Origin of the sequence: Paenibacillus sp. FSL M7-1455, assembly GCF_038004655.1 — a bacterium.
Lineage (GTDB): Bacteria > Bacillota > Bacilli > Paenibacillales > Paenibacillaceae > Paenibacillus_AQ > Paenibacillus_AQ cookii.
On record NZ_JBBORO010000001.1, the window covers coordinates 6,014,949 to 6,037,437 of the forward strand.

Genomic DNA, 22,489 nt, shown 5'->3' on the forward strand with positions numbered 1-22,489 from the left:
CTTCACCTCTTACGCATATGTTCTTCGAGCGCGGAAATATCCTGGTACCAGTCCTCTAGCTGGTGGCCTTCCTGTTTGTGTTTCTTTAATTTATCGATCAAAAGATCATCCAGGTCACGGTATGACATCCCCAGCCTGCGGGCCAATATGTAAGAGCTCATGATCAAACTTGCAAGACTGTCGCCAACCCGGGTCGTGCTGCCTTCCCACAATGCCTTGAACAGCCTCGATACGTGGTCCACTACTTCGGTTTTAAGCCATTCGATCACCTTGGCGCGCTTGGCTACATCCAAATCTTTAGGCATATTCTGAAGCTCACACTCCCTGAAAAAGCTTTATTCTCCATTATAGCATAAAAGAGTCCCGCCCACGAAAAACGGTCCCTCGGTCCCTTGCGTCCGCAACGAACGGTAAAATCCCGCCGCCATGTGATGCCTTAAACCAAAAAACTCCATCCTGCCGTTTTCTGATATTGTCAAAAAGACCTGCCCGAATCGTCTTCATCAAAAGCAGGTCTTTTTCTCATTCTATGCCTTTTGGCTCTAAGGTAATCGCAGCTTTTGCAAAAATCGAACGTCTTGAGCGCGGTAAAACGTAAATATGATTTCCTAAAACGAAAACTTATATCGAATTGACTGATTCTTTGGACACAAATCGTTCGCAGTATTCGATAATCTGGCTTCTGCGGACGATCCCGATAAAGCGGTTCATGTCGTCCACGACCGGCACGAAGTTCTGCACTTTGGCCAAATTGATCAAGTCTTCCATATTCGCGTCGATCGACACCGGTTTGTTGTTCATTTTAAGCGGTACGTCCTTCAGCAGATACTTGGACGCATTCTCGAAATTGATTTTCCCGCCCGAGTTTTTCATATGCCACAGCAGATCGCCTTCGGTCACCGTTCCGGCGTAAGTTCCGTCCTTGCCCAGAATCGGCACCGCCGTGTACCTGTGGTATTCCATTTTTTCGAGGGTTTGCCTCAACGTCGAGTCCGTCGTTACCGTAACCACTTCCTGTTTAGGCAGCAGAAAAAACGCGATGTTCATATCGGATCATCCTCCTCTGCAGCTTCTTCCAGCTTCCCTCGTCTTCTTACGGCGTAACCCTGCGATCGTTTCAGGAGGACACAAAATCAGCAGCCGCACCTGTGGCTGCCGATTTTATTCAAAAGGGTACATGACCTTTGCTGCATTTTATCTTGCGAGGGAACGCCCTGAAGAGGCTGTTCTCATTTTGCCGTGCCGTCCTCTTTCGTCGTGTCATCGTCCGGCAGCATCAGCTGGTCGGAAGGCGTGTCGGGATTTTCCCAACTGTCGATGAGCGCTTTCGCTTTGTCCACGTCTTTGGGGATCGGCTTGTCGTAATATATTCCGTTAATTTTCATGCCTTCGCCCATGATCGTATAGCTTGTAAACTGGGCTTCCGATCCGGTCAAAATTTGTTTGGCCAGATCGATGATGAATTTGGGCTGCATATCCGTCTGGAAGTTGTCGCCCATAATGTCGAGCAGCTCGGGAATTTTGGAAATTTGATTCAGGCGCAGCATCCGGTTCGCTACCGCATCCAAAAACACCTGCTGCCGCTTCGTGCGATTAAAATCGCTGTCCTCCCGGTAGCGCACATAATTCAAAGCTTCCTCGCCGTCATAAATCGGTTTGTTGGCTTTAATGGTGAATTTCTCATGGTCGCGGCCTTTGTTCACGATATCCTTTTTGATCGGCAGCTCCACCCCGCCAAGCGCATTGACGGCATCCTTCAAACCTTGGAAATTGATCGTAGCGTAATAGTCCACCTCGTGATCGAGGAACGCCTCGACGGTATCCTTGGACATTTGCTGTCCGCCGAACGCGTATGCATGCGTAATCTTATCCTTCTTCCCTTTGCCGATGATCTCGGTGTACGTATCCCTTGGGATGGAGATCAGCAGCACTTTCGAATCCTTCGGGCGCACGACGGCATAAATCAGCGTATCCGAACGCGCCGGTTCGTCCTTGCGCTGGTCGGAACCAAGCAGCAGGACCGAAAAAGGCTTATTCTGATACACGACCGGTTCGGCCGGTTTGGTCGGCCCGTTGTCCCTCGACTCCAGCGGCTGATACGATTTCTGGAGCGAGCTCTCCACCTGTTTGGACAGAAATAAATCAAAGGCCATCACCGCGAGCTGCTTGCGGAACACATAAGAGCCCCCCGCAACCAGAAGAATGATCACGGCAATGGATATATATATTTTTGTTCTCTTTTTCATTCAATGATTCCTTCTTTGATTAGAATAAAAAGTCCTAACTCAAACAAAAACGGGAACCTTCCAGCCTCCTTTCCTATTTAAACGGATCCCGGAAGAATGACGCATTTCGATGAAAGGGCGATCCGTTTAGGCAAAGATAAACGACATTAACATTGTAAACGGTATTTTTGCAAAAAGAAACCGCAGAACGGTGTCGATTCATAAGAAAAACGTCTATCGACGTACTTTCACAGAAGACAGACCGCCTTTAAACGTTGTTTTTCTTGCAATATCCGGATGCAGCGGCTGTGTAGTTGTACTTTCTGACATTATGAAAAAAAGGTTCCTTTGCCGTTAAAAATGGGCAGTTTTTCCGTGAACAACCGGTAACCGAAAAAGACTAACGGAATGAGCAGGGCCGCAATGCAAAGCATTCGGCGGGTATGGCATACCTAAAAGGCAAAAAAGCAGCCTTGTACCGGTTTTCCGGCACAAGGCTGCTGATGAACATGTCGTATTCAATGAACGCTCAGGAGGACCCCAATCCTTCCTTGATTAGCCGTTTTGTCGACTGTGTTTCAATTAACGATTTAATTTGCTCATGTCGGAGCCGCCTTCGACGCCGATCGGGAAGTGGCAAGCCACCTCGCGGCCCGGCTTCACTTCCTGCAGCTTCGGCTCGACCTGGCTGCATTTTTCTTGAGCAAACGGACAACGGGTATGGAAACGGCATCCTGACGGCGGGTTGGCCGGGGATGGAACGTCGCCCTGCAGCACGATCCGGCTGCGTTTTTTGGTTGGCGACGGCTTCGGTATAGCCGACAGCAGAGCAGCCGTATACGGATGCAGCGGCTCCGCGTACAAGCTTTCCGTTTCGCCGACTTCCACCATTTTACCCAAATACATGACGCCGACGCGGTCGGAAATGTGGCGAACGACATTCAAGCCGTGCGCGATGAAGAGGAATGTCAGTCCCATTTCCTTCTGCAGCTTCATGAGCAGGTTAATGACCTGCGATTGCACCGACACGTCAAGCGCGGATACCGCTTCGTCCGCAACGATAAATTTCGGCTTGAGCGCGATAGCCCGGGCAATCCCGATCCGCTGGCGCTGACCGCCGGAGAATTCATGCGGATAACGGTTGCGGCGCGTTGGATCCAGACCGACCATTTCCATCAGTTCCACGACGCGCGCATCGATTTCTTTGGCGGACATTTTCGTATGAATCTTCAATGGTTCGCCAATGACGTCCTTAACGAGGAAACGGGGATTCAGCGATCCGAACGGATCCTGGAAAATGATCTGCATTTCTTCGCGCATTTTGTTCAGCTCGCGGTTGCTCAGCGCATGAACGTCGCGGCCGTTGATTTTGACGGAGCCTTCCGTTGCGCTTTGCAGGCGGAGGATAACCCGTCCGAGCGTCGATTTGCCGCAGCCGGACTCCCCTACCAGGCCGAAAGTCTCGCCTTCGCGGATCGTGAGCGATACGTCGTCCACCGCTTTGACGTTGCCGACGACGCGGTTCAACAGCCCTTTATGGATCGGGAAATATTTTTTGACGTTGTTGACTTCCACCAAATTTTTAGCCATGGATGTTATCCCCTTTCCCGGCTACGGCTGCCTTGCCGTTTTCTTCGAACAGCCAGCATTTTGCGTAATGCTCGTCACCGACCTGGATGTCTCCAGGCTCGACTTGGCGGCATTTGTCCATCACATGCGGGCAGCGCGGATTAAAGCGGCAGCCTTGCGGAAGGTTGCCCAGCGCCGGAATCGTGCCTTTGATCGTGTACAATTCGCCGCCGCGTTCCCCTTCGAATCCCGGAATGGATTGCAGGAGGCCAACCGTATACGGATGGGACGGATTCGAGAAGATTTCTTCGACCGTTCCCTGCTCCACGATGGCGCCTGCGTACATAACCGCGATATGGTCGGCCATTTCGGCAGCTACGCCCATATCGTGGGTAATGAGCAGGATCGATGTGCCGAGCCTTTCCTTCAAATCCTGCAGCAGGTCCAAAATTTGCGCCTGAACCGTTACGTCGAGCGCGGTCGTCGGTTCGTCGGCGATCAGAAGCTCCGGTTTGGAAGCCAGGGCGATCGCGATGACGACGCGCTGACACATCCCGCCGGAGAGCTGGTTCGGATACTGCTTGGCGCGGATTTCCGGCGAAGGAATGCCGACCATGCGAAGCAGCTCGATGGCTTCCTTCCATGCTTCGTCCTTGGATTTGTTTTGGTGAAGGCGCAAGCTTTCGGCGATTTGCTCCCCAACCGTAAATACGGGATTCAACGCCGACATCGGATCCTGGAAAATCATCGAGATTTTATTCCCGCGGATGCTTCTCAGTTCCTCTTGTTTTTTCTTGACCAGGTCTTCACCTTTAAAATTGATGCTTCCTTCCAGAATGACGCCGTTGGCATAATCGATCAGACGCATAATCGACATCGAGGTGACGCTTTTGCCGCTGCCGGACTCGCCGACGAGACAAAGCGTTTTTCCTTTTTCAATCGCCAAAGAGATGCGATCCGTTGCTTTCACTAAACCTTTTTCTGTCAAAAAGCCTGTGGTCAGATTCCGGACTTCGAGAAGTTTTTCCGCCATTTTGCTAACCTCCTCCGGGATTTTTTCTGTCTTGGATCAAGGGCGTCACGGATCCCGTCGCCAATGAAGTTAACGGCCAGCACGACAATCAGGATACACAAGCCCGGATAAACGGCCAGCATCGGATTGGTCAGCATGAACTCCTGCGAATTGCTCAGCATAATCCCCCAGCTTGTTTGCGGCATTTGGATACCGAGGCCCAAATACGACAAACCGGATTCGTTCAAGATGGCACCGCCGACCATCAGCGTGGCGTTAACGATAATCGGGAAGCTTGCATTGCGCAGCAAATGCCGGAAAATGATGCCCCAGCTGGAAACCCCGGTGGCTCTGGCCGCTTCGACATACTGCATTTCGCGCAGCTGCAGGAATTGTCCCCGCACGAGGCGGGCAACCCCGGTCCAGCTTGTGAGCGCCAATATTAATATGAGGTACATCATTTTAGTTCCGAAAATTGCCATGATCAGAATGTTGATGAACAGGCTCGGCAGCGAAATCATCACGTCGATCAGACGCATGAAAACCGTGTCGACCCAACCGCCGAAATAACCGGAAATCGCGCCGATTAACGAGCCTAAAAACACGGCGATAATGGCGACGGAAAAACCGACCATAAGCGAGATGCGGCTACTGTAAACAAGGCGGGAAAAAATATCCCGGCCCAACTCGTCGGTGCCAAGGATATGCTTGCCCGATCCCGGCTTCAAGTTGGAGTTCATCATGTCGACTTTCGCCGGATCAAACGGGGCGACATGTTTTGCAAAAATGGCAACAAGGACAAAAATCAGCAAGACGACAAGGCCGGTCATTGCATATGGGTTATGCGAAAATTTTTGCCACACGAGCTTCCACGGCCCTGGGGGTCTTTTAGCGGGAGGAAGCGGTGCGTTTTCCGGTGCCATCGGGTCTGCCGGCTGTACGTTCGGAGCGGTTGCGGCATTCATGTCGCTCATTAAGCTTTTCCTCCTTTGCGTCCGATTTGAACTCGTGGGTCTACCAATTTATAAAGAATATCAGCTATCAGGTTGCCAAGCACCACCGCCACGGCGGTAATCATCGTAATGGCCATCAGGACCGAATATTCGCGGGACCTTGCCATATCGACGAACAAACGCCCCATTCCCGGCCAGTTAAATACGTTTTCCGTAAGGGTGGCCCCCGCCACGAGGCTTGCCAGGTCCATACCTAATACTGTAATGATCGGAATTAATGCATTGCGGAGCGCATGACGGAAAATAACTTTACGTTCAGGAACACCCTTCGCGCGAGCGGTACGGATATAATCCTGCTCCAATACCTCCAGCATGCTTGAACGGGAGTATTTGACATAACCGGCCAAATTAAGGAGAATCAGCACGGTCGAAGGCAAAATCAAGTGCATAAACAAGTCGCCGATGTTCCCTTGCTTATCCATGGAATACATGTCCGAGAGCGGCAACCAATCCATTTTCAACGAGAAAAACTCCTGCAAGATGATACCGAACCAGAAGGCCGGCATCGCAAAACCGATATAAGTGACGAAGTTGGCCGTCTGATCAGATAAGCCGTATTCGCGTGTACTGTTGTAAATCCCCCACGGAATGGCGATGATCAAACTTATAACCCAGGAAAAAGACATCAAGACAAGCGTGTTTTTTACGGCAGGCCAAATCACGTCGCCAACAGGAACATTGTTTTTAAACGTATATCCCATATCGCCTTTTAACATGTTTTTAAGCCAAATGACGTACTGTGTAGGTACTGGTTTGTCCAGACCCAGGTTATGCTTTTGAATCGCTGCGGTCTCAGGCGAAAGTCCCGGGGAAATCATCATTTGGGTCGGACCGCCCGGTGCAGCATGCATCAAGCCAAATGCAGCCACCGAAACCAAAAACAATACCAATATGGATTGCAGCAAGCGGCGGATGAGATATTCAGTCATAATTGATCCTCCTAAAATTAAACGTACGCGACACCGCAACCATCCGAAAACGCAAAAAAGGGCGAGGGGAAGATGTCTTCCCCTCTAGCACGTTTGCGCCCCTAAATTGTGATCCAATTTATTATTTTGCGTCGTCGATCCACCAGTTGATTGCGTGGAAGAAGTAGCCGTAAGCAAGCGTTGCTTCTGGTTTGTCTTCTTCTGCAAATTTAATCTTCTTGGACATTGCTGTTGGTGCACCATATTGGTACATAAAGATGTAAGGCAGGTCAGTCGACAGGATTTTCGCAGCTTCTTTGTAGATTTCGGCACGTTTTGCTTGGTCTACCGTCGAAGTGCCTTGCTGCCAGAGCTTATCCAATTCAGGGTTGTTGTACCATACGTTGTTTTGGCCGGTTGGCGGCGTGAACTTGGAACCGAAGATCGTTTCTTGGTCCGGATCCGGATTGTTCAGGGACCAGCCGATCAGAACGGCTTCGAATTTACCAGGGTTCAGGTTTTGGTCAACCCATGCGGAGAAGTCGAGCGCTTTAGGCTTCACTTCAATGCCTACGTCAGCCAGGTTTTGCTGGATAACCGTTGCCACGCCTTCACGACGGCTGTTGCCGGCGTTGTATTGCAGTTCGAAGGAGAAGCGGTGTCCGTCTTTCTCGAGAATGCCGTCTTTGCCAGGCTTCCATCCGTCTTCAGCAAGCAATTGTTTTGCTTTTTCAGGATTGTAGTCATAGTGGGTAGCGGCTTCCTTCGGATCTGCCCAAGAACCTGGAAGGAACGGTGCGTCCATAACCGAACCGATGCCTTTCAGAACGTTGTCGATCATGCCTTGACGGTTGAGGGCGTATGCCATCGCTTGTCTTGTTTTCGGGCTGGACCATGGAACGTATTTATCTTTGAAGTTGTCGGCTTTGTGGTTCAGGCCGATGTATTCGTATTGAGGACCTGGAGTCGGATCGACAGACAGGTTGTCTTTGCTTTTCAGCACTTCCAGCTGAGTTACAGGAACGCCGTTCGCCAGGTCGATGTCGCCTTTGATGAGGGCTTGGACTTCCGTGTTTTGGTCAGCATAGATTTTGTAAACGACTTTTTGGATGTGAGGCTTAGGACCCCAGTAATCCGGATTCGCTTCAAACGTCAAATATTCTTTTTGTTTCCACTCCGTCCATTTCCAAGGGCCGCTTGTAACGGTTTTGGCAGGATCGGTACCGTATACGTATTTTTGCATTTCTTCCGGCTTCACGTCTTTGAGGACGTGCTTCGGAATGATTTCCATAGCAAGTACGTATTGGAATGGAGCATATACTTCTTTCAGCGTCACTTTGAACGTGTGATCGTCAACTTTTTCGACTTTGCTCACTTTGTCGAATCCCGTGATTCCAGGAGCGCCCGCTTTAGGGTTGCGAACCGTTTCGATCGTGAAAACAGCGTCGTCGGCAGTGATCGGCTGACCGTCGCTCCACTTTGCGTTGTCTTTCAGTTTAACGGTGTATTCCAAGCCGTTTTCGGAAATCTTCATTGGCTCTGCAGCCAAGGACCAAGGCTCAACGGCCACTTTACCGGAACGGTCGATGTCGAAAATTTTAGCGAACAAAAATTGCTCAGCGTCGCCCGAAGCCGTGTCCTGCACGTAGATCGGGTTAACGCTAACGATGTCGGATGTGCTTCCGAAAGTCAGCGTGCCGCCGTCTTTAGGCGTGCCGGCCGCCGGTTCTTCTTTTTTGTCACCTTCGCTTTTTGCCGGCTCTTCTTTCTTCGGCTCGTCTTTAGGCGCATCGGCGGTTTTGGAATCGCCGCAACCTACGAACAGAGCGCTGACAACAGACAATGATACCAATAAGGACAACCACTTTTTCTTACTTGCCATTACCATATTCCTCCCCTTTGAAAATAAAATGATGGATACCTGCAATTGCTGCATGGAACATCCCAAAAGCCCGACTAATAGTCCAAGCGAAGCTTGTCCGCCGGCTATCAGGGACTTTTACACCTGTGTTAAATTCGTTCTACTGCCCCGAATTACGCCTAACGCATTTCCCCCTCTAGTGTTATAGCCATGTAAAAAGCCAGGGTGACGGCAACAGGTGAAGCAATATATTAAAAAATTAATATATCCAAATGTTAGGAGATTGCGGCACCGAATCCGCTCCGGGAGAGAGATAAAAATTGTGAACAACCCGGACATAATTACGGATACCTAATAACGCAATAAAGCATTAATGCTTTAAATGACCATCGGTCAATTGAAATCAGCAAAAAGGGTATCGATTTGTGCTGGGTAAAACTTCCTACATAAATTTAATGTAATGATACGTGTAAATTAAACTCACGTCAATATTTTTTTAGGCACATCGGATTAATTTTTTTAATGACGCAAAACAAGCGGCAACAATGGGTTTATCGTGAAAATAGAAACCATTTCTTTTCGGATTTTAATGTTAAAGAGCAGAGGATGCCTGAGTAAGAAATGGTATATTCGGAAGTGACAAAAAAATTGAATTCGCTTACAACGATTGGACAACACCCCGCTGTCAGGTTACCTAACATGAGGAATATCCAATATAATACGATCAAATTTACTGGAAAGAGATACATCTGTCAATGGCAGGATTATCCTCTAATTCATGTAAATGTAATCATTTACATTCGGTTATTTTCTTGGCGTTTACAAAGTTTAATAAACACTACCCTAATCTATTTTACATGAACGGCCATTTTCCTCCTTTTTCCTAAAAGTTCCTAAAAAAATACCGGGCCTTTTCTTGTGAGGAAAAGACTCGGTACGCCGTATTAAGCAAAATGGCATGCAACAAAATGATTTGGTTCGGCCTCTCGGAAAACCGGGTTTTCCTGTTTGCAAATATCGGAAGCCATCGGGCATCGCGTATGGAATTTGCATCCTGAAGGCGGATTCGCGGGGCTCGGGATGTCGCCCTGCAAAACGATTCGCTCTCGCTTTAGCGTCGGATCCGGAATTGGGACCGCTGACAGTAGGGCTTTTGTATATGGATGCAACGGACTTGCGAACATCGCCTTTTTGTCCGCCATTTCCACCATGGAGCCCAAATACATGACGCCGATCCGGTTGCATAAATGCTCGACGACGCTCAGATCATGGGAGATGAACAGATATGTCAGCTGCCGTTCCCTTTGCAAATCGCTAAGAAGATTGATGATCTGCGCCTGAATGGAGACATCTAAGGCGGATACGGGTTCATCGGCGACGATGAAATCGGGATTTAGGATCAGCGCCCGTGCGATCCCAATCCGCTGCCTTTGCCCGCCCGAAAATTCGTGTGGAAAACGGTCGTAATGATAGCTCGCAAGCCCGCAGATCTCAAGCGTTTCGATCACTGTCTTCTTCAAGTCGGGTAGGAATGAAAAATTTGCTCCGCCCTCGGGATCCCGACCAGATTGATCAGCTCAATCGCCCGTTTTTTCGCCGCCTTTCGGTCCAGCAGGAGATGGAGGATCAACAGTTCGGTAATCTGTTCGCCGATGGTAAGAACCGGGTTCAAGGACGACATCGGCTCCTGAAATATGATTGAGATTTCATTGCCGCGGATTCTTCTCATTTCATTATTGTTCATTTTCAGCAGGTCTTTGCCTTCAAAAACGATTTCCCCGCCGACAATGTTCCCCGGAGGGGATTCGACGAGCCGCATGAGCGACATGGCGGTTACGCTTTTGCCGCAGCCGGATTCGCCGACGACGCATAACGTCTCCCCTTCCCGAATCGTAAAACTGACATCATCGACCGCCTTGACGACGCCTGCGGAAGTTCGGAAATGAGTTTGTAAGTTTCGAAATTCAACCAGATTTTTCGCCATATTCGAATCCCCTATTTTTTCGTTTTCGGATCTAAGGCATCCCTTAGCCCGTCGCCTATCAAGTTAATCGCTACGACCGTAATGAGAATGCATATGCCCGGAGGAATCCAAAGCCATGGTCTTTTTTTGAAAACAATCATATCATTCGCTGCTGAAATCATATTTCCCCATGAAGGTGTCGGAGGAACAACACCAATCCCTAGGTAGCTCAGAAACGATTCATATAAAATAGCACCGGCAACTCCAAGTGTCGCAGATACGATGATGATAGGGAAGCGCAGAGATCGCGAAAATAATAATCGATATCCCGATCAAAGTCGGGATCATCTGCAGAAGTCTTCGGATAATGTATCGTTTCATACAGATTCCTCCTGGCTTCATAAGCGGACATGCTCAGCCCCCGGACTTCCCCGGAAGCTGAGCTCTTGAATCTCATCAAATTGTCGATTATTGCGGAATTTCCACGGTATACAATCCATAAGAGAAATCTTTGTAAGGAGCCAGATCAAAGCCTTTCACCCGTGCATTGATTGGCCACATATCTCTTCTCTCGTACATAAAAATGCATGGTAGATCATTATTGATCTCTTGATACATCTCCTTGTTAATGGACTAGTCGTATTTTGTAGTTTTTATTGTTAAAGTTGAAGGATGGGCAAGGAAATTAATGCAAGCCTTTGAGAGATTAGGCTATGGAAGGAGCAAAAATAGAGACTTTGGGAAAAGAGGTTTTATGAAGGTCGTACAAATCGAGTAGAGGGAAACCTCAGGCTTCTCACACCACCTTGCATGCGCGATCCGCGCACTAGGCGGTTCCAGAACGATAACGAAGCGACAACCGATTTAAGATGTTGGAAAGGCGATATTCTCCCCATTCCATAAGGTATAGGTTTAGGCCTATAAACCGCTCTTACATGGACATGGCTTCGGTTCGTAAACTCCCGCGTACTCTCTCCTTAATCTAAAAATCTTCCAAGGGGCAAAGCAAAGCGTCGCTTGGCGGTTTGATACAAAACTAATACCAATCAATTTCTAGTTATATGACTGCTCTACCGCGATGCGAAGTGATTCCGCAATTCAGTCGCACAGGTCAATTGACTCCTGCCTGGTGTATTTGACGAAGTGGTTCAATGATTTTAACTAAACCGATATACATCAGAAATAAGCGATCTAGTATCAGTTGTTATTTTCAACAGTAGTTCTGACATTTTTGAAGAAACGCTCCATTTGTTCAGCCTTCTTAACATCAGCCACCGTCTTAAAAACTTGAATTGCTTGCTTGACATCATTCTCTCCATCAATTCTTCTACCTCCGTTATATTTTAAGATTCCTTGAAAATATAATAATATGGTTTTCTCATATAATTGAGTAGATAACTTCACATGTTGCCCCAATTGTTCCACAAAATTTTGTGCTAGTTTATACTTACCAAGCGATAAATAATGAGAAATAGCATTTATTAAAAATGTAAATAAAACTTTTTCAAACAAGCGAATTTGGCTATAACCATTCAAATCTCTTATTAAACGTTTGGACGTAGCTAGTATAAAATCATCATCAAATATATACAGGCAATTTAATAATATAGATAGTTCAAATGCACTCCAATTCTCGACTTTTCCAATATGCCCCTTTAGCACTTGAACGTACTGTTGATGTGTATTCAGAAAATCGGCAATTGAATTTCCGGAAGTTTTTATGATTGCTCCTTTTATTCCCATATAAAGAGCGAGATAATACATGTCGTCTGTGCTTTTATAAAGCTGGAGTATTTCGCTCAATCGTTTATCATTGATCGTTCTGTTAGAATAAAAATCCTCGAACAATTGTGCCGACAACTTATGCTTTTCATTTATCTCCAAATCTAAGAAATATTGAAATTCATCTAATCTAACGTTCATTTTATCCAAATAGAGAACAAGGGTTCCAAAAGGAATATCATTCGTTTGTGTTTCGTATGATGCTAGAGTCGTTCTACTAGAAATGCCACGACTCAAAGCAGACTGACTAATATTTCGCTCCACCCTCAACTTTTTCAACAGTATACCTGCCTTCATAAATTACCTCCTCAAAATGAAATATGACGAAATTCTGGTCAATATTTACAATTTGCTCAATTAATATTATAAAATGCAAGTACCTAAATTAGAAGGAAGTGATTAAAATCTGGGAATTGTGGCTATGAGATTATTCTAAGGAAAGCACCCACCGAAATTTGTGTAAGCGGTGTCAATGGGAACGAAGTATCTTTGTGAGCACTTCTTCTCTTTTAAGGAGAAGAGATATTATATAGTGCTACTATCGTGTAGAAAGGAGGATGTATATGTCCATCAATGAATTACGTGCTCAATATCGTTCTTCTGAGGGGCGAGCGAAGCAAGGTTTTGTCTCGCCGATTGGCGAAGTTGATGAGCAACAGTTAAAGGAAATGGTTGCTGGTAGTGGGGTTCCAAATAATTTTGGGATATTTACAACAATGCAGGATGATTGTAGTACCCTTTGGACTAAATGCGCTTGTACGTACAGACCAGAAGATGTACCATTTTGCTAACAAATAGTAGGTAACTTTTCGGAAGTAAGATGGTAAATTGTTACCTTCTTACTTCTGATTTTAATGTGGGAATGCAGGTTAATGGTTCTAAAACGGTTAGAGATAATGAACTGTAATGTTAATAGCTGCTTGTTCTAGTTACCCTGAACAATAAATCAATTGACGATATCAGACGGTGTTGCGCAGTCTATATATACTCGAATAATAATCATTCTTTACATGTGATAATTTTAGGAGTGAATAGGTGATGAGTGGAAAACACGTCCAGTTAGATAAGTACAGTGTTATTCATACAAAATGGGAGGAGAATCTGAACCGAATATTAAATGCTACTAATGTTAGGGAAATAATTGGAATAGAATCTACTCCTATAATCCGTCCGTTCCTAATAGAATTTTGGCGTAGTCTTCAGGAAGATCTAAATAATGTTGATGCTAGACTAAATAGTGGACACCGAGAATCGAGAATGCGACAATAAACCTAGCAAAATCGAGGTGTCCGAAGATGAGTCAGAAATATGACAAAGAGTTTAAAATCCAAACCGTAAAAATGATTCAGGAACAGGGGAAGCCGGTGGCGCAGGTCGCCCGAGAATTGGGCGTATCCGACAATACTCTGTACCGCTGGATCAACGAATTCAAACAGGATCCGGTCAATGCGTTTCGCGGCAGCGGCAACCTGAAAATCGAGGAAAAAAACCTTCTCGAAATGCAGAAACGAATCCGCCAACTCGAGATGGAGAACGAAATTTTAAAAAAGGCGATGCACATCTTCGCAAAAGACCGGAACTGATCTTTGCGTTTATCCACAAACACCGCTCCAAGTATCCGGTATCGGAGATGTGCAAGGTTTTGAACGTATCCCGGAGTGGTTATTATCAATGGACCAGGCGCCAGGAAAGCGAGCAAAATAAACGTCGCCGAGAACTGGAACAACAGATTAGCCGTATCTTTGTGGACTCGCGTCGCCTGTACGGCAGCCCGAAGATCGCTCAAGTCTTGCGCCAGCAAGGTGTTCGGGTATCCGAAAAAACGGTCGCCCGCATCATGAAGGAACTGGGGCTTAAGTCGCGCACCGTCAAGAAATACAAGGCGACGACGAACTCGAACCACAATCTGCCAGTGCATGACAATGTGCTGAACCAGCAGTTCAGGGCACAAGCTCCCAATCAAGTCTGGATGGCGGACATCACTTACGTTCCGACAGACGAGGGATGGCTCTATGTCGCGAGCGTGATGGACTTGTACACGCGCAAAATCGTAGGCTGGCACGCCGATGAGCGAATGACCAAGGAATTGGTCCTGCAAGCTCTGGATCAGGCTTACAACCGTCAACGGCCGAAAGGCGAAGTCCTGCATCATTCCGATCGCGGCAGCCAATACGCATCTCATGAGTACCAAAAACGGCTCTTGAAATACGGGATGAAATGCAGCATGAGCCGCAAGGGCAACTGCTATGACAATGCCTGCATCGAATCGTTCCACAGCGTGCTCAAAAAGGAACTCGTCTATCTGGAGAAGTTCAGAACCCGCAAGGAAGCCCAAAGTCGGATTTTTGAATACATCGAGTTTTTCTACAACCGGAAACGCGTACATTCCGCTATCGGGTATCTTACACCTTTTCAATACGAACAAATGTACGGTCAAATTGCGTAATTTTCTCGATTCTGGCTGTCCAATCTATTGACAGAGGTCCATGTTAATGCAGATATTATTGATAGACCTCAAGTTGAACAAGGGCTCATACAAGCGTGTGTACAACGGTTGTCTTCATTGCAGATCAAGACGACGATGCTAGAAATAACCATTGCTAGTCGGTTAGGTGAATTAACAGCTGAATTGCCCAACGAGCGATATCAAGAGTATTTTAAACTGTTAGAAGATCCACATCATTTAAAGGTGTTCTTCGATACATATCCAGTGTTAGCTAGGTGTTTGACAGAACACACGTTAATGTTTAGCTCATATGTTCGTGAAATTATTGTTCATTACAGTTCTGATTGGATAAAATTCAATTCGAAGATGGGAAATGGTTGCAATTTTGATTGTCTATCTGGGATAGAGATTGGAGCAGGAGATACCCATAACGCAGGTAAATCAGTTGCAATCTTAAAGTTTAACAGTGGTGCTAAACTAGTATATAAACCCCACTCCTTACGTATAGATGAATGTTATAGTGCTATGCTTGATTGGATTAATCAGAGGGGTATTAAGTATTTGTTGAGCAGTCCAAATGTGCTTAATTGTGGAGCTTATGGATATCATGAGTTCATTAGTCATACTCCATGTCAATCTATTATGGAAGTAGAACAGTTCTATTATCGTTTAGGTGCATTAACGGCATTATGCTATATATGTGGGTCTACCGATTATCATAATGAGAATATTATCGCAAGCGGATCTCAACCGGTATTAATTGATTTGGAGACAATATTTACTCCATTAACAGAGACCAAATTGCAGCATACGCTAGGTGAACAAAGTCTACGAACGGTATTTTCATCTCTTATGCTACCAGGAATTTATTCTCCTAATTCACTGTTGGATATCGATTTAAGTGCGGTAGGCGGTCGAGGGGGACAGAAATCGCAATTAATGAAGATCCAGCGTATTAATAATGTTGCCACGGATGAAGCTTCTTTGATTGATGACAATTATACGACAGCTGAAAGACAAAATCGACCATTATTAAATGGCGAATATATCGACGTCTTGACGTATACGAAGAATATAATCGAGGGTTTTTGTGATTTGTATCGCTTACTGCTTACGCATCGCGATACTTTTGTTCGTGACATACTCTTGCCATATTCTGATGCTACTGGTCGTCATGTATTTCGCGCGACAGACGTGTATGGAAAGTTATTATCACATAGTATGCATCCAGATTATTTACAGAATGAATCAGATCGCAATCGCTTACTAAATATTATGGCTAATAACTCGACATTTCCACCACAAGCTGTTATTGAACGTGAGATTGAACAAATGCAGCGGCAAGATATTCCTTACTTTATGTTCTCACTTAATAGTCATGACTTATATGATATGAATGGAGTCTGTATACGTGATTTTTATCCGATGTCAATTATTGAGTTAGTTGAACATTACCTGGTGCAGTTATCTGAAGATGATCTTAGTAAACAAATGCAATATTTGCGCTGGTCTCTCTCTAGCTTGGATGACACTCATCATAATGATGGTCATTCATATAGTAAGCGTTCGGATATGTACGATCGCCATACTACAGTACTAGTCCATAATGAAAATAGAATTGCGCAATATCAGCAATGCGCGACATCAATTGGTAATAGTATAATTCGTCGCATTGTCAAAACAAATGATACTAATATGTTATGTATTGGCTTTGCTATGGTTGGAGAAGAGAATAAACATAAGCCAGTATGGTTAGAACACAATATGTATAATGGTTTAGGCGGTTATGTGTTATATCTCGCTCAACTAACGCATATCACTTGTGACCAGCAGTATCGGGAAATGGCACAACAGCTGTTGAATGCTATACAGTCTAACAAGTTGAAACTGGATGTAGATAGTGAATCGCTTAAAGAGATAACGACTTCGACCTCAGTTTTTTTAGGGGAAGGTGCTCATATTTATGAACTCAATTATTGTGGGTTGCTATGGAAAGATGATACCTTGCTAGAAGATGCTAAGAGTAGGTTACCCGTATTGATAGAGGCAATAGAACAAGAAACTGAATATGATATTATCGCGGGACTTGCAGGTTGTATTATCGTTATGCTTCGTGTCTACGAAGCTTTGCATGATTTAGCATATTTGCATGTGGCACAAGCGGCTGGGGAACGCCTTTATACATTAATGGAGGAATTGAATTTTGATGCTGAATCAAAAGTATCTCCTGACGGACTGACGAACCAATATGTAGGTGATAATTATAGTACAACGAATGGTCAAGTGTTGCTGACGGGTTTATCTCATGGTGCAGCCGGGTTAGCATGGGCGTTCACATGGCTTGCTAGATTAAGTAATAATTATAGTAATCAGTCAACCTGTCAACAGTATTTGATAATGGCGAATCGTTTGCTCGTATATGAAAATCATTACTATTCGGAAATTGAAAAAAACTGGAGAGACTTACGCTATACAGATAGTCATGTATTTGCTGACTTTTGGTGTCATGGTGCACCTGGTATCGCACTTGCTCGCGCAGAAACTATGTTTCAGCTTGAAGCAATGAATCTCCTACATACACAAGAGTGGAAATTTGTTAATCAAGATTATAAGAATGCACTGCAGACGTTGTTGAATCGTGGGAATGCATATAATAGTTTTTGTTTGTGTCACGGTATATTAGGCAATTCCGATATTTTACTTCACTTAAGTAAACTAACGAATGATCCTAATCTGACGGATGTTGCAAATGATTGGGCGTTACAAGCAATTGTAGATTATGAGTCATATAAGTCATCTGACCGCTTAATTGCAAGGTTGGAGTGTGATGGATTAATGACAGGGATTGTTGGGATGGGGTACGAATACTTACGATTGTTAGATAATCGAGTGCCGTCTATACTTGCATTTGAATTGCCATTATACTCTAATGTTAACGTTTAGTTGAATATGGGGATGATGCGTTTGAATGATGAGATCACCGATGGCGCGTACCTTTCATGCAGCAGACGGAGTGAGGGGCCTGCTGTTTGGCAATGATCATGGATTACTATAAGAGTAGTATAAGTATGTATGATTTACGTGAAGCAATAGGCAGTGGACGTGATGGGGCTAGTATGTATCAGTTGAAGAAGACAGCCTACCAGCTTCAGTTTACAGCAAAATGTTATAAGTCAGATTTGTCATTGTTAGAGACTTTACAATTACCAGTTATTGTTATGTAGGATGAACATCATTACGTTGTTTTGGAGCGAATCAAGAATAAGAATGATTCAAGGAAGAAGAAGTATACGATTATTGATCCTGCTAGGTGCAGGAAAGTCAACTTTAGTCAATCTGTTGATTGGCTTATTTCAATCAACAGCAGGTCGTATTTGCTATGATGGCATAGATTCAAATAAATTAGACATGCAGCATATACGTAAGCAGATTGGTACTGTGCCTCTGAATATTTATCTATTTAATCGCAGCATCCTGAATAATATTAGATTCTCTGCAGCTGAAGCAACAATAGAAGATGTGATGGAGGCAGCGAAAGCTGCTCAAATTCATGATGAAATCATGCAGATGCCGATGAAGTATCATACGATGATAAGTGAGATGGGGATGAATCTATCAGGTGGTCAGCGGCAACGGATTGCATTAGCAAAGGCACTATTAACTAAACCGGCAGTTCTATTGCTTGACGAAGCCACTAGCTCACTTGATCATTTAAATGAAAAAAGACTTGATCGTTATTTGTCTAAGATTGCATGTACACGCATCGTTATTGCTCATTGCTTAACTACCGTGATGAATAGTGATGTCATTCTTGTATTAGACCAAGGACGTATTAGTGCTATATGGACGCATGAACAATTATTAGAGAAGTCAGATTATTATCAACGCTACACTATGGTGATCTAGCCGTAGTGTGAATTATTATATTAAATTTGGGTGACCTTGAATTTAATATCCAATATGTTCCTTGTATTATATTTATTATAAGTTTATCATATTTATTGAATATATAGGAAAAGGAGGGTGTATATGAAAAAAAGATTGGTTTTGATTGGTTTAACAGCAGTAATGGTATTTTCCTTAGCTTCTTTTGTTTCAGCAGCTAAATCACACACAATTACTCCTCAATGTGCTAATAAGCCTAATCAAGACTGCGATATGGACCAATGATTTTTGATGTTCTGATGGCTGAACGATATGGAGCCGTTTAGAATTATCACAATGACAGAGGTAATCATGATGAATATTTTTGCACTGGTTATTATTTGACTCTTCAGCACTAACAGTAAATTGAGATGGAATTAGCCTATAAATTTATAAAGAATATTTGAAAATTGGACAAGGGAATTGGTTCAGTTGCGAGCGAGGCGCTCCATACTTCCAATTCCCTCTTATTACTTCAGGGAAAAATCAACTTTCCAGCCAATTAATAGACCATATCGACGTTGTATTTCTCGGAGCAGTAACCACAAGCTTTGCGTTTTGCTGTTTGAGAGTGGCTATGTCCCCCTTCAAGTAAACCGTTCGTTATCCTTGGCACACTTCTGTCACTGGCTCCAAACGGCATCGTAATCCCCTTTCTATCCAGTCTTTGCCACCATAAGAGGGATAGAAGAGAAAGTAATACTGTATGAGTGGCTCGAAGAAGGCGAGGGACATCTTATGTTTAAATAACAAAGAAGAGGTCTTTAATTCCGGCCCCTTCTTAGTTGTTCTATAAATTAAGACTGGCGCCGAACTCCGACCGTTACAACTTCGCAAGGGCCTGCAGCAAGCTCTGCATTGGCGGAAGCCGTTGCCAGCTTGTCGCTGCTGTCCTCTTCCAAAATCGTCGTCTTGTACATGGAAGCAGTGCCCTGCATCAGCTCGAGCTTCAAGTCGGCCTTCTCGCGTTTCATGTTGTACCAGCGCAGAATGTCGTCTCCGGTCTGCTCGCTGACCTTCCATGCCGAAAATGCCAAGCCGTTGTCCGCTTCCCATGCGTATGGCGCATGGACGGCGGTGATGCTGCCTTCATGCAGCCCCGTCTGCGCAACCGTCCAAGGAATCTGGAACTGATACGCTTCCCGGTACGCGCCCGATTCGATGCCATCGCCGTTATGAGGGATGATTTCGAGGTGGACGGTATGCTCGCCGAGGCATTGCGCTTCAGGCGTAGGGAAATGACCCCAGTCGCCAAGCTCGCCGACGGAACGAAGCAGCGTTACGGCGATCGTGTTGCGTCCGTCGCGCAGAACCTCGTATTCGTTCAGCCCGCGGTTTGCGACCGTCAAGCCGGCGCCGGCGCCGCTGACGTCAACAAAAGCCTGCTGGTGCTGCGTATTGCTTGGGTTCTGCCATTCCTTCGCAGGTTCGACATCGCGAACGGCCACTTCGAACATCGAGTCGACTTGGTACTTGGAAGCTTCGATGTCGGTAGGCATGAGCATGCGCACGCGATGGTCCTTCGCCTGGTTGTTGAAGCTGGCTTCGATGTGAACGCCTTGTCCTTCCCGCTCCAGGCTGACAAGCGTGCGGATTTTCATCGGAACAGTTTCTTTCACGCGCTGCGCTTTGCGCACAGGGTAATAAACCAGTTCCACCTGCTCCCGGTCGAGAAGCTCGTCGGCGGACGCCGGGATTTCCCAATCATGCACGATTTCGAGGACGGCCCGGTAAGGCGTGTCTTCGACGACGCGGATGGAAGCCGCGAGATCTTTCGTCGTCAGGGCCTCTTCCCCTTCCGGCTGTTTGTACATGTACTCGTTGCCGATATCGCCGGTGTCCTCGTAGATCATCAGATCGTTAAACACGCGGCCGGTGCGCTTGTCCGTGATCGACAGGCTGCCGTTCGGCGCCGCTTCCACCCGCAGGATGCCGTTTTCGATGACGTTGCCGCCTTTGACCAGGGAATCCTTCTGCACCTGAAGCCCTGTCGCCGCTTCTCCGGAAACGAGCGCATAAGCTTTCAGGCCGAGCGCAGGGATTTGGCTTGCCTCAAACGTCACGCGGACGGCGCGGGCCATATAAGGTTGACGGAACTTATCGTCCGGCAGGTCATAACCGAAACGAAGGCCCAGATCCTCGAGCGTAAAAGCTGCCGGGTTGCCGTCGGCATCCACGACCGCGCGCAAGCCAAGGTCAAAGTCCTTCATTTGGCTTCTCATGTCTTCGAAGGAGTGTCCTTCACGGAAGTATACGCGTTTGACGTCCAGATCGACGGACACGGTGCCGCTGCGTTTCCATCCGGTCGTGTTGAACACGACAAACGGAACAGCATCTTCCCCATAGCTGCCGAATACCGAAGTATTCACCGCATCGGCGACCGCCTGCTTGCTCTCGTCGATGATCGATTCCGCGACGTCGCGGCTTTTCGCAAAACGGGTTACCATTTCGCGATGCACTTCATCCACGCTGCAGCCGCAGATGCTGTCATGCGGATGGTTTTGCATCAACGTTTTCCAAGCATACGTCAGCATGTCATGCGGATATTCCTGTCCGGCAAGACGGGCATACGATGCCAGCGGCTCCGCCACCTTTTCCAGAAGCGTCTGCCCGAGCTGGTTCATTTGCTTCAGATACACGCGCGAGGAAGCCGTATTGACGAGCGTCCCCCAGCCGTCGGTGCGCTGGCTGCGAAGCTCGCCGCGGACGACGGAAAGCTCGCCTTCCTTCGCTTTTTTCACGGCTTCAAGGTATTTAGGGAAATTGGAGTGCACGAACTCCGTATCCGGGTACAGCTTCCGGGCTGTCTCGAGCGCCTCCGCCAGATCGGTTTGGATCGGCTGGTGGTCGCAGCCGTTCATGTACAGAAGCTCAGGCGTCGAAGCGTATTTCTCGGCGTCGGCCAGCTTTCTGTCCCAGAATTCTTTGGCTTCCTCCGGATCAACCGGAACTTCGTTGCCGTTGCTGTACCAGTTGGCGAACAGGATGCCCAGCACGCGGGAGCCGTCCGGCCCTTCCCAGATCAGCTCGGAGAACGAAGATTCATAATCCGAATCGGCTACCGTATTGTTGAAGCCCGTCGGCTTCACGCCGCGGCCGAACACTGCATTGTCGATGCCGGACTGGCGCATCAGCTGCGGCGTTTGCCCTACCAGGCCGAAGGTGTCCGGGAAATATCCGATTTTGGAAATTTGACCGTAACGCGCGGCGTCCTTATGGCCGACCTGCATGTTGCGGATGTTCGCTTCGCCGCTCGTCAGGAACGCATCCTGCAGAATATACCACGGGCCGATGAAAATACGGCCTTCGCGGATGTATTTTTCCAGGCGCTCCTTTTGCTCCGGACGAACCTGCAGGTAGTCTTCCAAAATGATCGTTTGGCCGTCCAAATAAAAGCTTTTGTATTCCGTATCCTTTTCCAGCGTATCCATCAGCACGTCCATCAGGCGGATCAAGCGCATGTGGTGTTTTTCATACGGCAAATACCATTCACGGTCCCAGTGGGTATGCGAAATGATATGCGCGGTTCGTTTTGGTTGTGAAGTCATGAAAGTCAATCCCCTTTTCTGTAAGTCCGTGCCTGCCGCTTTCGGCGGCCAACCGGTCGAGGAATCCCCGTAGTGAGATCATATGCTTGCCCAATATACGTTTCGTTTGCTACTGATGCTTGCATTATCGGCTTCTTTCGGACAAACCGGAAGCCTTCCGTTTGTCCATTCCACACGAACAATGACAGGTTATGCTCTATATCACAAATTAGGGAGTTTTTCCCTTTTTTTATTCGAG

16 protein-coding genes and 2 pseudogenes are annotated in these 22,489 nt (G+C 46.5%); 6 read left to right on the top strand and 12 right to left on the bottom strand.

All coding sequences use genetic code 11. The features are described 5' to 3' along the window. Positions 1-2: 2 nt before the first annotated feature. The 11 genes and pseudogenes from NYE48_RS27395 to NYE48_RS27445 all read right to left on the bottom strand — a co-directional run bounded on the left by NYE48_RS27395 (position 3) and on the right by NYE48_RS27445 (position 12,630). On the bottom strand, positions 3-305 hold the full coding sequence (locus NYE48_RS27395) for a MazG-like family protein (protein ID WP_036710678.1): 303 nt from the start codon (positions 303-305) through the stop codon (positions 3-5). A gap of 316 nt (positions 306-621) precedes the next feature. Continuing rightward, on the bottom strand, positions 622-1,047 hold the full coding sequence (locus NYE48_RS27400; RefSeq protein ID WP_036710681.1) for a CBS domain-containing protein: 426 nt from the start codon (positions 1,045-1,047) through the stop codon (positions 622-624). Positions 1,048-1,229: 182 nt separating this feature from the next. Beyond that, positions 1,230-2,246, bottom strand: coding sequence for an LCP family protein (locus tag NYE48_RS27405; protein WP_036710684.1), 1,017 nt, complete (start codon positions 2,244-2,246; stop codon positions 1,230-1,232). Between the two features lie 561 nt (positions 2,247-2,807). Beyond that, positions 2,808-3,815: an ABC transporter ATP-binding protein gene (locus NYE48_RS27410; protein ID WP_036710687.1), complete on the bottom strand. Its 1,008-nt coding sequence runs from the start codon at positions 3,813-3,815 to the stop codon at positions 2,808-2,810. Next, positions 3,808-4,827 carry an ABC transporter ATP-binding protein gene (locus NYE48_RS27415; RefSeq protein ID WP_341000561.1) on the bottom strand — a complete coding sequence of 340 codons (1,020 nt, stop codon included), beginning with the start codon at positions 4,825-4,827 and terminating at the stop codon, positions 3,808-3,810. Before NYE48_RS27415 ends, NYE48_RS27410 begins: the two co-directional genes overlap by 8 nt. Beyond that, a complete protein-coding gene (locus tag NYE48_RS27420; RefSeq protein WP_445324048.1) occupies positions 4,794-5,780 on the bottom strand; it encodes an ABC transporter permease in 987 nt (328 codons plus the stop codon). Before NYE48_RS27420 ends, NYE48_RS27415 begins: the two co-directional genes overlap by 34 nt. Next, positions 5,780-6,748: an ABC transporter permease gene (locus NYE48_RS27425; protein ID WP_341000562.1), complete on the bottom strand. Its 969-nt coding sequence runs from the start codon at positions 6,746-6,748 to the stop codon at positions 5,780-5,782. The genes NYE48_RS27420 and NYE48_RS27425 overlap by 1 nt, the downstream gene beginning before the upstream one ends. 121 nt (positions 6,749-6,869) lie before the next feature. Continuing rightward, positions 6,870-8,609, bottom strand: a complete 1,740-nt coding sequence (locus tag NYE48_RS27430) for a peptide-binding protein (RefSeq protein ID WP_341000563.1) — start codon at positions 8,607-8,609, stop codon at positions 6,870-6,872. 923 nt (positions 8,610-9,532) lie between these two features. After that, positions 9,533-10,572 (bottom strand): annotated as a pseudogene (locus NYE48_RS27435) (ABC transporter ATP-binding protein). Between the two features lie 11 nt (positions 10,573-10,583). Next, positions 10,584-10,844 (bottom strand): annotated as a pseudogene (locus tag NYE48_RS27440) (ABC transporter permease); the annotation flags it as partial. Between the two features lie 904 nt (positions 10,845-11,748). Further along, positions 11,749-12,630, bottom strand: a complete 882-nt coding sequence (locus NYE48_RS27445) for an Rgg family transcriptional regulator (protein WP_341000564.1) — start codon at positions 12,628-12,630, stop codon at positions 11,749-11,751. A 266-nt stretch (positions 12,631-12,896) separates the two neighbouring features. Between NYE48_RS27445 and NYE48_RS27450 the strand changes: the two genes are divergently transcribed. From NYE48_RS27450 to NYE48_RS27470, 6 genes are all read left to right on the top strand, one after another. Continuing rightward, positions 12,897-13,124, top strand: coding sequence for a hypothetical protein (locus NYE48_RS27450; protein WP_341000565.1), 228 nt, complete (start codon positions 12,897-12,899; stop codon positions 13,122-13,124). A gap of 504 nt (positions 13,125-13,628) precedes the next feature. Beyond that, positions 13,629-14,779, top strand: a protein-coding gene (locus tag NYE48_RS27455; protein WP_341000115.1) for an IS3 family transposase whose coding sequence is annotated in 2 segments (ribosomal slippage) — positions 13,629-13,884 and positions 13,884-14,779 — 1,152 coding nt in all. Because the reading frame shifts where the segments join, the coding sequence is not laid out codon by codon here. Between the two features lie 27 nt (positions 14,780-14,806). Then, entirely contained in the window at positions 14,807-17,722 is a 2,916-nt protein-coding gene (locus NYE48_RS27460) for a type 2 lanthipeptide synthetase LanM family protein (RefSeq protein ID WP_341000566.1), read from the top strand. A gap of 86 nt (positions 17,723-17,808) precedes the next feature. Then, positions 17,809-18,003, top strand: coding sequence for a cysteine peptidase family C39 domain-containing protein (locus NYE48_RS28280; RefSeq protein ID WP_445324049.1), 195 nt, complete (start codon positions 17,809-17,811; stop codon positions 18,001-18,003). Between the two features lie 16 nt (positions 18,004-18,019). Beyond that, positions 18,020-18,685, top strand: a complete 666-nt coding sequence (locus NYE48_RS27465) for an ATP-binding cassette domain-containing protein (protein ID WP_341000567.1) — start codon at positions 18,020-18,022, stop codon at positions 18,683-18,685. Between the two features lie 123 nt (positions 18,686-18,808). Then, entirely contained in the window at positions 18,809-18,949 is a 141-nt protein-coding gene (locus tag NYE48_RS27470; RefSeq protein ID WP_341000568.1) for a hypothetical protein, read from the top strand. A gap of 551 nt (positions 18,950-19,500) precedes the next feature. Here the strand turns inward: NYE48_RS27470 and NYE48_RS27475 are convergent. After that, positions 19,501-22,251 carry an alpha-mannosidase gene (locus tag NYE48_RS27475; RefSeq protein WP_341000569.1) on the bottom strand — a complete coding sequence of 917 codons (2,751 nt, stop codon included), beginning with the start codon at positions 22,249-22,251 and terminating at the stop codon, positions 19,501-19,503. Between the last annotated feature and the right edge of the window lie 238 nt (positions 22,252-22,489).